This is a genomic window from Achromobacter sp. KK8 (assembly GCF_054188005.1).
In genome coordinates this window covers 2066902-2079570 of sequence record NZ_CM135178.1, presented here as the reverse complement: position 1 = coordinate 2079570, position 12669 = coordinate 2066902, and the positions used below count along the sequence as shown (strand labels likewise).

General features: G+C 69.2%; 11 protein-coding genes. 6 read left to right on the top strand and 5 right to left on the bottom strand.

From position 1 onward, the window contains the following. The first annotated feature begins 327 nt into the window (after positions 1-327). The 6 genes from ACVN9Z_RS09655 to ACVN9Z_RS09630 all read left to right on the top strand — a co-directional run bounded on the left by ACVN9Z_RS09655 (position 328) and on the right by ACVN9Z_RS09630 (position 7476). Positions 328-2364, top strand: a complete 2037-nt coding sequence (locus ACVN9Z_RS09655; RefSeq protein ID WP_024067605.1) for a TonB-dependent receptor — start codon at positions 328-330, stop codon at positions 2362-2364. A 54-nt stretch (positions 2365-2418) separates the two neighbouring features. Further along, positions 2419-3327, top strand: coding sequence for a cobalamin-binding protein (locus ACVN9Z_RS09650; RefSeq protein ID WP_053501223.1), 909 nt, complete (start codon positions 2419-2421; stop codon positions 3325-3327). A 247-nt stretch (positions 3328-3574) separates the two neighbouring features. Then, complete coding sequence (locus ACVN9Z_RS09645) at positions 3575-4384, top strand: thiazole synthase (protein WP_006386872.1); 810 nt, start codon at positions 3575-3577, stop codon at positions 4382-4384. Further along, positions 4381-5223 (top strand): bifunctional hydroxymethylpyrimidine kinase/phosphomethylpyrimidine kinase, encoded by an 843-nt coding sequence (gene thiD / locus ACVN9Z_RS09640; RefSeq protein ID WP_020925371.1) that lies wholly within the window; start codon positions 4381-4383, stop codon positions 5221-5223. The genes ACVN9Z_RS09645 and thiD overlap by 4 nt, the downstream gene beginning before the upstream one ends. A gap of 141 nt (positions 5224-5364) precedes the next feature. Beyond that, positions 5365-6045, top strand: a complete 681-nt coding sequence (locus ACVN9Z_RS09635) for a protein-L-isoaspartate O-methyltransferase family protein (RefSeq protein WP_024067603.1) — start codon at positions 5365-5367, stop codon at positions 6043-6045. A 99-nt stretch (positions 6046-6144) separates the two neighbouring features. Further along, positions 6145-7476, top strand: a complete 1332-nt coding sequence (locus ACVN9Z_RS09630; protein WP_110134850.1) for a TolC family outer membrane protein — start codon at positions 6145-6147, stop codon at positions 7474-7476. 12 nt (positions 7477-7488) lie between these two features. On the opposite strand, the gene ACVN9Z_RS09625 is transcribed toward ACVN9Z_RS09630, so the two are convergent. The 5 genes from ACVN9Z_RS09625 to ACVN9Z_RS09605 all read right to left on the bottom strand — a co-directional run bounded on the left by ACVN9Z_RS09625 (position 7489) and on the right by ACVN9Z_RS09605 (position 12518). Continuing rightward, entirely contained in the window at positions 7489-7977 is a 489-nt protein-coding gene (locus tag ACVN9Z_RS09625) for an adenylyltransferase/cytidyltransferase family protein (protein ID WP_006386868.1), read from the bottom strand. 89 nt (positions 7978-8066) lie between these two features. After that, positions 8067-8945, bottom strand: coding sequence for a ferritin family protein (locus ACVN9Z_RS09620; protein WP_006386867.1), 879 nt, complete (start codon positions 8943-8945; stop codon positions 8067-8069). A gap of 181 nt (positions 8946-9126) precedes the next feature. Next, positions 9127-10680: a ubiquinone biosynthesis regulatory protein kinase UbiB gene (gene ubiB / locus ACVN9Z_RS09615; protein ID WP_006386866.1), complete on the bottom strand. Its 1554-nt coding sequence runs from the start codon at positions 10678-10680 to the stop codon at positions 9127-9129. Between the two features lie 3 nt (positions 10681-10683). Beyond that, positions 10684-11322 (bottom strand): ubiquinone biosynthesis accessory factor UbiJ, encoded by a 639-nt coding sequence (locus tag ACVN9Z_RS09610; protein WP_024067599.1) that lies wholly within the window; start codon positions 11320-11322, stop codon positions 10684-10686. Positions 11323-11516: 194 nt separating this feature from the next. Beyond that, positions 11517-12518, bottom strand: a complete 1002-nt coding sequence (locus tag ACVN9Z_RS09605; RefSeq protein WP_038502736.1) for a Tim44 domain-containing protein — start codon at positions 12516-12518, stop codon at positions 11517-11519. Positions 12519-12669 lie beyond the last annotated feature (151 nt).

Sequence of the window (12669 nt, the reverse complement as noted above, 5' to 3'; positions counted from 1 at the left end):
TGATACAGTTTCGGCCCCGAACCGGTGCTTTCGGCGCATCGGGACAGGCAAGAACGCAACACTTGCCGGTCCGCGTGCGAAAGGTAAACGGGAAACAGGAAGACGCCCACCGCGCCGCCCACGAGGCTGGCCGGCCGGGGCATCCAGCCTGTGCTGCCCCCGCAACGGTCCCCATGCGCGCGATGCGCCCATGGCAGCCCGATACCGGCCAGTTCGATCGCCAGGACACCCGTCCGGCGCCCGCTCCCCAGGGACGCGGCGTGGCCCCGGGCATCCTCCCCATCGTGATTGACCTGCGGGGTCGCGGGTCGCATCGAGGTCTTGTAGATGAAATCCCGCTCCATCCGGCGCTACGCCGGCGCCCTGCTCTGCTCCGCCCCGGCCCTGTCGGCCGCCCAGCAAGCCGCCACCCCCGCTCCCGAACTCGACACCGTCACCGTCACCGCCCAGCGCGTGCCCAGCGACGGCCGCACCTTGCCGGTGTCGATCTCGGTCATCACCGCCGAAGACATCGCCGCCAGCAGCGCCCGCACCATGCAGGACCTGCTGTCGACGCAGGCCGGCATCCACCTGATCAACAGCTCCGGCTCGGCGGACGGCGCCATGGTCGACCTGCGCGGCTTCGGCGTGACCGGCGCCAGCAACACGCTGATCATGATCGACGGCGTCAAGCAGAACCCCAACGACCTGTCCGCCCCCAACCTGGGCGTGGTGCCGCTGGACCAGGTCGAGCGCGTCGAGATCGTGCGCGGCAGCGGTTCGGTGCAATACGGCGGCGGCACCACCGGCGGCGTGATCAACATCATCACCCGCAAGGACTTCGCCAAGGAGCCGGTCACGGCTCGCGCCACCGCCACCTTCGGCAGCTACGGCCTGCGCCAGTACGACGCCGCCGTGGCCCTGAACAACCAGAAGGTCGGCGTCGACGCCTACATGCAGTCGCTGCACAGCGATGGCTACCGCGACAACAACGCCGAAACCCGCGAGGGCGGCGGCGGCGGCATCACCTTCCGCCATGCCGACGGTTCGATCCGCCTGTACGGCAACACCACCACGCAGCGCCTGGAACTGCCCGGCCCGCGCCAGATCAATCCGCTCACCGGCCTGAACCAGTACCAGGACGACCGCCGCGGCTCCAAGAACGACGCCGACTTCATCAAGTCCACGTCCACCACCATCGGTCTGCAACTCGAACAGGCGCTGGGCGTCGGCACACTCTACGCCGACCTGGCCAGCCGCAACAAAAAGCTGCACGGCCTGACCTATGCCTCGCCGAGCATGTTCGACAGCGGCGGCGACACGCTGCGCGACCAGAAGCTGGTGGAAAACAGCGCCAGCCTGCGCTACCGCCTGCCGATCAGCGGCGGCCACAGCGTCGTCTTCGGCGCCGACGCGCTGGAGTCCCGGACCACGGTCACGCAGGACGCGTACTACGACCCGATCCAATCCAGGATGCAGTCGCGCCAGCATCAGTACGGACTGTTCGCCGAAGGCCAGATCCGCGCCACCGAGAGCACCAACGTCACCATGGGCGTGCGGCGCCAGTATGCGTCGGACAAGCTGGAAATCCTGGCCGGCTCGGGCGGCAACCCCTCGGACAGCGGCCACCACCTGACTGCCTGGCAGTTGGGCGTGCGCCAGGATCTGAGCGACGGCTTCGGCGTGTACGGCAAGGTCGGCCGCAGCTTCCGCCTGGCCAACAGCGACGAATTGCTGTGGGTGCAGAACCCGCTGGCGCCGCAGACCTCCACCGACAAGGAACTGGGCGTGACCTGGCAATCGGAGCGCAGCAGCGCCCGCCTGTCGTGGTTCCGCTATGACCTGACCAACGAAATCCAGTACAACCCGCTGGCCGACATGTTCGGCGCCAACGTCAACCTGGACCCGACCCGGCGCCAGGGCATCGAACTGGAAGGCCATCACGAAATCGTCCGCGGCGTGACGCTGGACGCCAACGTGACCTGGATGGAGGCGCAATTCCGCTCGGGCACCTACAACGGCGTCGACCTGGCCGGCAAGACCGTGCCGATGGCGCCGAAGTGGCTGGCCAATGCCGGCGTGACCTGGCGTCCCACCGATGCGTTCCTGTGGAACGTGGCCGCGCAATACGTCGGCAAGTCGCGCCTGGACAACGACCAGGCCAACGAGTTCGACAAACAGCTGGACGCCTACGTGCTGTTCAACACCAAGGTCGCGTACAAATTCACCCGCAATATCGAAGGCGCGGTGGGCGTGAACAACATCCTGGACCGCAAGTACGCCACCTACGGCATCCGCAGCGGCAGCATGGGCGAAACGGGTCCGTACAACCTGTACCCCGCGCCCGGCCGCAACTTCTACGCTTCCCTCACGCTGCGCTACTGAGCGGCGATCCGATATAGTCGGCGTTGTTCCACGCCGACCGTATCGATGCCTCGCATGACCTTCGTCCGCGCCCTTCCGTTCGCCGTCCTGGGGCTGCTGTCCGGCCCCGGTCCGGCGGCGGCCGACACCCCTGCCGGCCCCCCTGCGGCGATCCACGCGCGCGACGATCGCGGCCGCGACCTGACCCTGGCGGCCCCGGCGCGGCGCGCGGTGACCCTCGCGCCGCACGCCACCGAGCTGGTCTACGCGGCCGGCGCCGGCGCCTACCTGGTCGCCACTATCCGGGGCAGCGACTATCCGCCCGCGGCCCGCGCCCTGCCGGTCATCGGCGACGGCACCCAGCCCGATCCCGAGCGCGTGGCCGCCGCCCGTCCCGACCTGGTCATCGCCTGGCAACCATCGGCCGCCGCGCCGCTGGCGCGCGTGATGGACAAGCTGGGCGTGCCGCTCTACTACAGCGACCCGCAGACGCTGGCGGCCATCCCCGACGCGGTCGAACGCCTGGGCGTGCTGTTCGGCACCGAGGCCCAGGCGGCGCCCGCCGCCCAGGCCCTGCGCGCGCGGCTCGACGCGCTGGCCGCGCGCTACGCCGGCCGCGCGCCGGTGCGCGTCTTCGTGCAGGCGGGCCTGGACCCGATCTACACCCTGAACCACGCCAGCATCGTCAGCGACGCGCTGCGCCTGTGCGGTGGCGTCAACGTCTTCGAGCAGGCGCCGGTCGTGGCCCCGCAGGTCGGCCTGGAAAGCGTGTTGGCGGCGCGGCCCGACGCGGTGCTGGCCGGCGTCACCACGCCCGCGGACACCGCCCGCAACCTGGCGGCCTGGCGCGCCATGGGCCTGCCGGCGGCGCTGGCCGGCCACGTCTACGGCATCGACGCCGACGCGCTGTACCGCCCCGGCCCGCGCCTGATCGACGCGGCCGAGCAGTTGTGCGCGGACCTGGACGGCCTGCGGGCGCGCTAGGGCCGGCGGCGCGAAAGCCCCCGCCCGGCGCGGGGCCGGCGCCATACCCCTGTCCGCGACCCGGTCATTCGCGCCCGTCCGTCGTGCGCGGCAAGCGCGATTTGTGGAACGCGCCAGCGTGGCCTTGGTCGCAGCCGCGCCGCGCCGTGCTTTATGATTCGCCTAACCGTGATCAACCCGTTGATCCCCGATGATCAGCCAGCCCCCGCGGGTCCCGCTGCGCGCGCCCGCTCTTTGAAGCACCGCCATGACCACTCAAGACACTCTCACCATCGCCGGCCGCGCCTATTCGTCGCGCCTGCTCGTCGGCACCGGCAAGTACAAGGATTTCGAACAGACCCGCGCGGCGCTGGACGCCAGCGGCACCGAGATCGTCACGGTCGCCATCCGCCGCACCAACATCGGCCAGAACCCGGGCGAGCCCAACCTGCTCGACTACGTGCCGATGTCCAAGTTCACGCTGCTGCCCAACACCGCCGGCTGCTACTCGGCCGACGACGCCGTGCGCACGCTGCGCCTGGCGCGCGAACTGCTGGACGGCCACGCCCTGGTCAAGCTGGAAGTGCTGGGCGACCCGCACACGCTGTTCCCCAACATGCCCGAGACCCTGAAGGCCACCAAGACCCTGGTCGACGAGGGCTTTCAGGTCATGGTCTATTGCACCGACGATCCCATCCAGTGCCGCATGCTCGAAGACATGGGCGCCGTGGCCGTGATGCCGCTGGCCTCGCTGATCGGCTCCGGCATGGGCATCCTGAATCCCTGGAACCTGCGCCTGATCATCGACCAGGCGCGCGTGCCGGTGGTGGTGGACGCCGGCGTGGGCACCGCCTCGGACGCCGCCATCGCCATGGAACTGGGTTGCGACGCCGTGCTGATGAACACCGCCATCGCCGCCGCGCGCGACCCGGTGCTGATGGCCAGCGCCATGAAGAAGGGCGTCGAGTCCGGCCGCGAGGCCTTCCTGGCCGGCCGCATGCCGAAAAAGCTCTACAGCGGCGCGCCCAGCTCGCCCACCGAGGGCTTGATCACCGCCGCGCCCGGCGCCGCCAAATGAGCAGCCGCCAGCCGGCCGCCAACGGCCGCCCGATCCCCAACGCGCTGACCATCGCCGGCGTCGACCCGTCCGGCGGCGCCGGCATCCTGGCCGACGTCAAGGCCATGAGCGCCCTGGGCGCCTATGGCTGCGCCGTCATCGCCGCGCTCACCGCGCAGAACACCCAGGGCGTCAGCGGCATCTCGCCGGTGCCGCCGGCCTTCGTCGGCCAGCAGATCGACACCCTGTTCGCCGACGTGCGCATCGACGCGGTCAAGATCGGCATGCTGGGCCAGCAGCCGGTGATCCAGGTGGTGGCCGAGAAGCTGGCCAAGTGGACCCCGGCCCACGTGGTGCTGGACCCGGTCATGGTGGCCAAGAGCGGCGACCTGCTGCTGGAACGCGACGCCGTCGGCGCCATGCGCGAAGCGCTGCTGCCGCAGGCCACGCTGCTCACCCCCAACCTGCCCGAGGCCGGCGTGCTGCTGGAAGAACGTCCGGTGGAAACGGTCAAGGAAATGCGACGGGTGGCCGAACGCCTGCGCAACAAGCTGGCGCATTCGGGCCAGCGCTGGGTCATGGTCAAGGGCGGCCACCTGCCCGGCAACGACACCATCGACCTGCTGCACGACGGCGACCGCATGATCGAGCTGCCCGGCCACCGCATCGAGACCGCCAACACCCATGGCACCGGCTGCACCCTGTCGGCCGCCCTGGCCGCGCTGCTGCCCCAGGTCGAGGACGTGCCCGAGGCCGCGCGCCGCGCCAAGGCCTACCTGACCGAAGCCATCCGCCACGCCGAGCGCCTGTCGGTCGGCTCCGGCCACGGTCCGGTGCATCACTTCCACGCCTGGTGGTGATACCGGCCGTCATTACGTCCGAAAGCGCCGCCCCGGCTGACGGTTTCCCGGGCCTGTAACCAGGCCGCGGGCCCGGCGGCGTCACAGGACGCTACGAATCGGTACAATGGTCAGTTGATTCCTCTGTTTTTTCTGACCGTCATGAACGCTTCGACCCTGCCCGACGTAGAACAAGCCCGCTTCAACATGGTGGAACAGCAGATCCGCCCCTGGGACGTCCTGGACGCCAACGTGCTGCAGGCGCTGTTCGATGTGCGCCGCGAACAGTTCGTTCCGCCGGCCCTGCGCGCCCTGGCGTTTTCCGACCTGGAACTGCCGCTGGAAATCAACGCGGTCAACACCCGCCAGACCATGCTCGCGCCCAAGGTCGAAGCCCGCCTGGCCCAGGACCTGCAACTGAGCAAGTCCGACTGCGTGCTGGAAATCGGCACCGGCTCCGGCTATCAGGCCGCGCTGCTGGGCTACCTGGCGCAACAGGTCACCTCGGTCGAGATCGACAGCCGCCTGGTCACGTTCGCGCAGCAGAACCTGCAGATGAACAACGTCACCAACGTCAAGGTCGAAACCGGCGACGGCCGCAACGGCTGGGGCTCCACCGAATACGACGCGATCCTGGTGACGGGTTCCGTGCCGGTCGTGCCGGACGCGCTCAAGTACCAGCTGCGCGTGGGCGGCCGCCTGGTCGTCGTCGTCGGCCAGGCCCCCGTCATGACGGCCTGTCGCATCACCCGCACCACCGCCGCCAGCTTCGAGACCGTCAATCTGTTCGAAACGGTCATCAAGCCCCTGCGCGGCGCCACGGTGTCGCAGTTCAAGTTCTGAGTTCCCAGGCGGGGCCCTTCGGCCCCGCCACGCCGGCCCGCCCGGCCACGGGCTCCCGCCCTGGATTCCCTGGAGCAGCACCCCTCCCCCTGACAGATCATGCGCGTCCGACTGCTTACGGCTTTACTGGTTTTTACCTCCGCCGCAAGTGTCGGCCCGTCTGCCGCGTGCGCGCAGAACCTGCTGCAGGTATGGCAATCCGCCCTGGGCAATGACCCGATCTACGCCGCGGCGCGCGCCAGCTACCGCGCCGGCCTCGAAAAAGAGCCGCAGGCGCGCGCCCTGCTGCTGCCCGAGGTCTCGGCCGGCGTCGGCGGCGCCTACCAGGAAACCCGCAGCACCCGCGGCCTGAGCATGGCCTACAGCGGCGGCCGCGGCGTCTGGGACCTGGCGCTGACCCAGCCGCTGTTCGACTGGGGCCGCTGGCAGAACTACGAGCAGTCCAAGCTCATCGTCGCCGACGTCGAAGTGCAATTGCAGCAGGCCTACCAGGACCTGCTGCTGCGCGTGGCCGACGCCTATTTCAACGTGCTGTACGCCCAGGACGCCCTGACCGCGACCGAGGCCGAGAAGGCCGCCGTGGCCGGCCAGCTGGAGTCGGCCAAGCGCAATTTCGAGCTGGGCAACGCCACCATCACCGACACCTACGAAGCGCAGGCGCGCTACGACCTGGTGGTGGCGCAGGAACTACGCCTGCAGAACGACCTGGACGTGCGCCGCGAGGAACTGGCCAAGATCATCGGCACGGCCCCTGGCGCGCTGGCCGAACTGCCGCCCGGGGTGCAATTGCCCGCGCCGCAGCCGGCTCGCGTGGCGGACTGGAGCAACCAGGCCGAATCCTCCAGTCTGGAGGTGCTGCGGGCGCAACTGATGACCCGCATCGCCGGACGCGAAATCCAGATCGCCAGGAGCGGCCACTACCCCACCCTGAACCTGCGCGCCACCAGCGGCAGCGCCAGCGATGCGGTGATGCGCAACGCCGCGCCGGGCAAGCCGATCGACAGCACCATCGGCGTGGTGCTGTCGATTCCGCTGTATTCGGGGGGTGGCGTGTCCTCGCAGGTCACGGAAAAAGTGCAGCTGGAACAGAAGGCGCGCCACGATTTCGAGGCGGCGCGGCGCCAGGCGGTGCAGGCCGCGCGCCAGTACTACACCGGCGTCACCAGCGGCCTGGCGCGCATCCAGGCGCTGGAGGCGGGCGAGAAATCCAGCCGCGCCGCGGTCGAAGCCAACCGCACGGGCTACGAAGTGGGCGTGCGCATCAACCTGGACGTGCTCAACGCCCAGCAGCAGCTCTACGCCACCCAGCGCGACCTGGCGCTGGCGCGCTACAGCACGGTGCTGTCGGGGCTGCGCCTGAAGGCCACCAGCGGCATCCTGGCCGAGTCCGACCTGGACGCCATCAACCGCCTGCTGCGCGAGCCGCGCTGAGCGCGGGCGCGGTCAGCTGCCCTGGATCTTCCTGACCAGCGCCGTGGTGGACCGCTCGAACTCGAACGGAATGGCCACCGCGCGGCCGCCCCAGGACTTGACCAGGGCGGTCTCGGGCAGTTTTTCCATGTCGTAGTCGCCGCCCTTGACGATCAGGTCCGGCTTGAGCTGGCCGATCAGGGCCTCGGGCGTGTCCTCGTGGAACGAGGTCACTACGGTGACGAAGCCCAGCGCCGCCAGCAGCGCGGCGCGGTCTTCCATGCGGTTCAGCGGGCGCTCGGCGCCCTTGCCCAGGCGGCGCACCGACTCATCGGTATTGACCGCCACGACCAGCGTCGCGCCCAGCTGGGCGGCCTGGTCCAGGTAGGTGGCGTGGCCCCGATGCAGGATGTCGAAGACGCCATTGGTGAACACCAGCGGCCGCGGCAGGCGGCCGGCGGCAACGGCGGCGACGCAGTCGTCGCGGGACAGGACTTTGGATTCGAAACGGGCGGCTGGCATGGCGCGATTGTACGACGGCGGCCGCGGCCGCCGTCATCGGTCATCGAACGCGCCCGGCCGGGGCCGGCGCGCGCCGCCGTGGCGCCCGATCAGGCGCCGGCCAGCACGATTTCCTTTTCCTTGGGCACCACCAGCGCCGTCATTTCCTTGCGGTAGCGGTTCAGGTCCTTGACCGTCTCGAAGCTGCGGTCCATCAGCTTGGACAGGATGTGCAGGATACGGGTGGCGACCTTCTGTTCCCAGATGCCGTCGAAGCGGATCTGGCTGTCCAGCCAATGCTCCAGCCAGCCCGGCTCGGGCAGGCGCGACTGCACCGTGTCGTTGGGGAACAGGTCCTTGTTGACGTGCAGGTTGGTCGGATGCAGCGCCTGCTGGGTGCGGCCGGCCGAGGCCATCAGCACGCCGATCTTGGAGAACGCCAGGCGCGCCTGGACGCTGGTGTCCTCGCCGCGGTTGTGCAGCGCGCGGCGCATGTATTGCAGGTAGGCGCCGGCATGGCGGGCCTCGTCCTGCGCCACGGTCTTGTAGATGGCCTTGATGACCGGCTCGGTGTGCCATTCGGCGGCGCGGCGGTACCAGTGGTTCAGGCGCACCTCGCCGCAGAAGTGCAGCATCAGCGTTTCCAGCTCGGGCGCGACGTCGAATTCGAAGCGCACGTTGTGCAGCTCTTCTTCCGTGGGCACCAGATCGGGACGGAAGCGGCGCAGGTATTCGATCAGCACCAGGGAATGCTTCTGTTCTTCGAAGAACCACACCGACATGAAGGCGCAGAAATCGCTGTCGCCGCGATTGTCGCGCAGGAACATCTCGGTGGCCGGCAGCGCGGCCCACTCGGTGATGGCGTTCATCTTGATCGTGTGCGCCTGCTCGTCCGAGAGCTTGCTGCGATCGAAGTCGCCCCAGGGAATATCGTGCGCCATGTTCCAGCGCACCGCTTCCATGGTCTTGAAGAGTTCAGGATAAAGCATGTTCTGCCCTTGTTTTCGTCCCGCCAGTGGGGCTATAGAAATTGATGAATGGCGCACGCACTTGCCGGCGTGACGCTGCACAAGTCTGCCCAGCGCTATTTTTCGCCGTCTCCCGCGAAGCTATGATGACCGTTTCATGAATGAAACATGACAGGGGATCGCACTTACACCATCGCGCCGCCTATCGGGTCAATGCCCACAACGCCACCCCGATCCCCAGGGCCAGCACGCCAACCAGCGCCGCGACCAGCCGGTTGCTCTGCTCCTGGGCCCGCCGCAACTGCGCCATCTCGGCCAGCAGGGCCGGCGAGAGATTCGGGCGGTTCAGGTGGTCGTGGACCAGCCTGGGAAGCGCGGGCAGCATCTGCGACCACTGCGCGGCTTCTTTCTCCAGGCTCTGCCGCAAGCCCTTGATTCCGACACGCTGGCGCATCCAGCGTTCCAGGTAGGGCTTGGCGGTCTTCCAGAGATCCAGGTTGGGGTCGAGCTGCCGCCCCAGGCCTTCGACGTTCAGCAACGTCTTCTGCAGCAGCACCAGCTGCGGCTGGATCTCCACATTGAACCGGCGCGAGGTCTGGAACAGGCGCAACAGCACCTGGCCCAGCGAAATCTCGGACAACGGCCGGTCAAAATAGGGTTCGCAGACGGCGCGCACCGCGCCCTCCAGTTCTTCCTCGCGCGTATCGGGCGGCACCCAGCCGGACTCGATGTGCAATTGCGCCACGCGGCGGTAGTCGCGGTGGAAGAAGGCCAGGAAGTTCTGCGCCAGGTAGTTCTTGTCGAATTCCGACAGCGAGCCGACGATGCCGAAGTCCAGGGCGATGTAGCTGCCCAGCGTCTCGGGCCGGTCGGACACGTAGATGTTGCCCGGGTGCATGTCGGCATGGAAGAAGCCGTCGGTGAACACCTGGGTGAAGAAGATCTCGACGCCGGTGCGCGCCAGGGTCGGGATGTCGATGCCGGCGGCGCGCATGCGCTCGACCTGGCCCACCGGCACGCCATACATGCGCTGCATGGTGAACACGGTGGACGCGGTGTATTCCCAGATCACCTCGGGCACCATCAGCATGTCGCCGCGGCCGGATTCCGGGCCGAAATTGCGGCGCAGCTGGCTGCAGTTGGAGGCCTCGCGCACCAGGTCGAGTTCGTCATGCAGGTACTTGTCGAACTCGGCCACCACCTCGCGCGGCTTGAGCCGGCGGCCATCGGCGCCCAGGCGCTCGATGATGCGGGCCACGATCTTGAGCAGCGACAGGTCTTTCTCGATGATGCTGAGCATGCCCGGGCGCAGCACCTTGACCGCCACCTCGCGGCCGTCGTGCAGCACCGCGAAGTGCACCTGGGCGATGGAGGCCGACGCCACCGGGTCGACCTGGAACTGCGCGAACAGCTTTTCGGGCGGCGCGCCCAGCGCGGCCTCGATGCAGGCGGCGGCCTGGGCCGACGGGAATGGCGGCACGCGGTCCTGCAGCAGCGCCAGCTCGTTGGCGATGTCGGCCGGGATCAGGTCGCGGCGGGTCGACAGCACCTGGCCGAACTTCACGAAGATCGGCCCCAGCGATTCCAGCGCCAGGCGCAGCCGCAGGCCGCGCGGCTTGCGCGGCCGGGTGCCCAGGCGGATGACGCGCAACAGGCAGGTGGCCAGCGGATGGTTCAGGCTGGAGAGCACCAGCTCGTCCAGGCCATAGCGCAGCGAAACCAGGATGATGCGGAACAGGCGCAGCAACGGGAACATGGGTCAGGCGCCCCGCTTGCCGGCGGCCGTGGCCAACCGCGATTGCAGGGCGGCGGCCGAGCGCGCCAGCGCGTCGGCGCGGGCGTTCAGCTCGGCCAGGTCCAGGCGCCATTGCTCCAGCGCCGGCCGGCCCAGCAACATGCCGTTTTCCTCGGCCAGGTATTCGGACACATTCTCGGCCAGGCGCTGGCCGGCCTGGCGCGCGCCGCCGGTCGCCGCGCGCAGGCCGCCGACGATGCGCAGCGCCGGAATGTCGCCGACCAGGCGGGCCAGGCTGTCCTCGGGGTCCCAGCGCAACTGCTTGGACAGGTCCGCCACCACCTGCGCCAGGGCCGCGTCACCGGAGATGTGCGTGGCCTCGGCGAAATCGGGGGTTTCGCCCCCCGCGCCCAGGCGCGGCAGCGGCAGCCTCTCGGGCGCCACCGTCAGGGTCACGTCGGGCACCACCGCCGCGTCGGCCTGGGCCGCCAGGCCCTCGCTGTCGATGGTCAGGCCCAGGGTGAATCCGCCCAGCGCGAAACGCACCGTCTTGCCGGCATGGCGGGCCAGGCGTTCGCGCGCCCAGTCTTCGCGCTTCAACAGGGCGTTGAGCGCGCCGACGGCCAGCCGTGCAGGAGTAGGCAGAAACGAAAAAGGCGACATGACGGTCCGCGGCCCCGCGGGCGGGGGTGACGAAGTTGATGGGTAAATCGGGAGTGTACCGGGTTGGATGGGGGTCTGTTACGGGAAGTCCGGGCGCCGTTTGCGCCGACGCATGGAAAAACCGGCCCTGAAGGGCCGGTTGTGGCGGACGGCCGCCTGGCCGCCCCGCTATCGGAAGAGAGACGCCGCCGCGATCAGCTGGCGTATTCGACCGGGATCTGCTGGATGCCGGCCAGCAGCCAGCCGCCGTTGGCGGGCTTGAACAGGTTCCAGACTTCCTCGAAGCGGAAGGCTTCGGCGCCCGGGGTCTCGCGCAGCATGCCCGAGAAGCGCACGCTGGCCAGGTGGCCGTCGGAAACCGTTTCGATGCCCAGCAGCTCGGCGTTCAGCAGCACCACTTCGGTCTTGTTGGGCGCGGCGCCGCGCTCGGCCAACTGCGGCTTGAGCTCGGTGATCAGGTCGTCGGTCAGGTAGTCGCGCAGGCGATCGGTGCTGCCGCTGTCCCACACGGCCTGGATGCGCACGAACTGCTCCTTGGCCTGCTTCAGGAAGTTGGGCGTATCGAAGTCGCCGGGCACGAACCAGTTGTTGTCGTCGCCTGCCTTGGGCAGCACCGCGGCCGGGGCGGCAGCGGCGGCTGCGACCGGCGCCGCGGCCGGGGCGGTCGGCTTCAGCGCTTCACGCCACATGGGCTGTTGCTGCGGCTGGCCGGGCGCGTTGTTGGCGCCACCGAAGGCACCCTGGGTGGCCGGACGCGGCGCGGCGCCGCGCAGGCGGCGGATGATGAACATCACGGCAAACACGACCAGGGCGATCAGCAGCGCGGACGACAGGAATTCGGCGAAAGCGCCCGACAGGCCCATGCTCGACAGCAGGGCGGCGATGCCCAGGCCGGCGGCGATGCCGGCGATGGGGCCCAGCCAGCGCGATGCGCCGCTCTTGGCGGCGGCACCCGCGGCACCGGCCGTGGCCGCGCCGGCGGCCGCCGGCGCCGCGGTGGCGCCCGCGGTGTTGCTGGCGGCGGTCGGCGGCGTGGTGGCCTGGCGCTGCTGGGTCACATTGGAGGATTGGCGGCCGACGCTGCTGCCGCCGCCGGCGCGGCGGGCTTCGGCGTCGAACGACGCCGTTACCAGCGCGGCGCCGGAAATGGCGATGAGCGCCGCGGCGACAAACCGCGAGAAACAGAATTTGGTCATGGATGTGCTCCCTCGTACCCGCGCCCCGCTGCCCCCGAGCAGCGGAAGGCCGCACGGATCGTGCGGTCCTTCAGCGCGACTTCCTTACAGTAATCTGAATGACGTAAGAATAACGGACAAGCCGCCGCCCCACAAGTTCCCCCGGGGCAAC

Excerpts from the sequence above, each read along its gene's own strand:
- ACVN9Z_RS09620 (WP_006386867.1), bottom strand. The coding sequence starts at position 8,945 with ATGCTTTATCCTGAACTCTTCAAGACCATGGAAGCGGTGCGCTGGAAC.
- ACVN9Z_RS09655 (WP_024067605.1), top strand. The coding sequence starts at position 328 with ATGAAATCCCGCTCCATCCGGCGCTACGCCGGCGCCCTGCTCTGCTCC.
- ACVN9Z_RS09630 (WP_110134850.1), top strand. The coding sequence starts at position 6,145 with ATGCGCGTCCGACTGCTTACGGCTTTACTGGTTTTTACCTCCGCCGCA.
- ACVN9Z_RS09650 (WP_053501223.1), top strand. The coding sequence starts at position 2,419 with ATGACCTTCGTCCGCGCCCTTCCGTTCGCCGTCCTGGGGCTGCTGTCC.
- ACVN9Z_RS09625 (WP_006386868.1), bottom strand. The coding sequence starts at position 7,977 with ATGCCAGCCGCCCGTTTCGAATCCAAAGTCCTGTCCCGCGACGACTGC.
- ACVN9Z_RS09635 (WP_024067603.1), top strand. The coding sequence starts at position 5,365 with ATGAACGCTTCGACCCTGCCCGACGTAGAACAAGCCCGCTTCAACATG.
- ACVN9Z_RS09605 (WP_038502736.1), bottom strand. The coding sequence starts at position 12,518 with ATGACCAAATTCTGTTTCTCGCGGTTTGTCGCCGCGGCGCTCATCGCC.
- thiD (WP_020925371.1), top strand. The coding sequence starts at position 4,381 with ATGAGCAGCCGCCAGCCGGCCGCCAACGGCCGCCCGATCCCCAACGCG.
- ubiB (WP_006386866.1), bottom strand. The coding sequence starts at position 10,680 with ATGTTCCCGTTGCTGCGCCTGTTCCGCATCATCCTGGTTTCGCTGCGC.
- ACVN9Z_RS09610 (WP_024067599.1), bottom strand. The coding sequence starts at position 11,322 with ATGTCGCCTTTTTCGTTTCTGCCTACTCCTGCACGGCTGGCCGTCGGC.
- ACVN9Z_RS09645 (WP_006386872.1), top strand. The coding sequence starts at position 3,575 with ATGACCACTCAAGACACTCTCACCATCGCCGGCCGCGCCTATTCGTCG.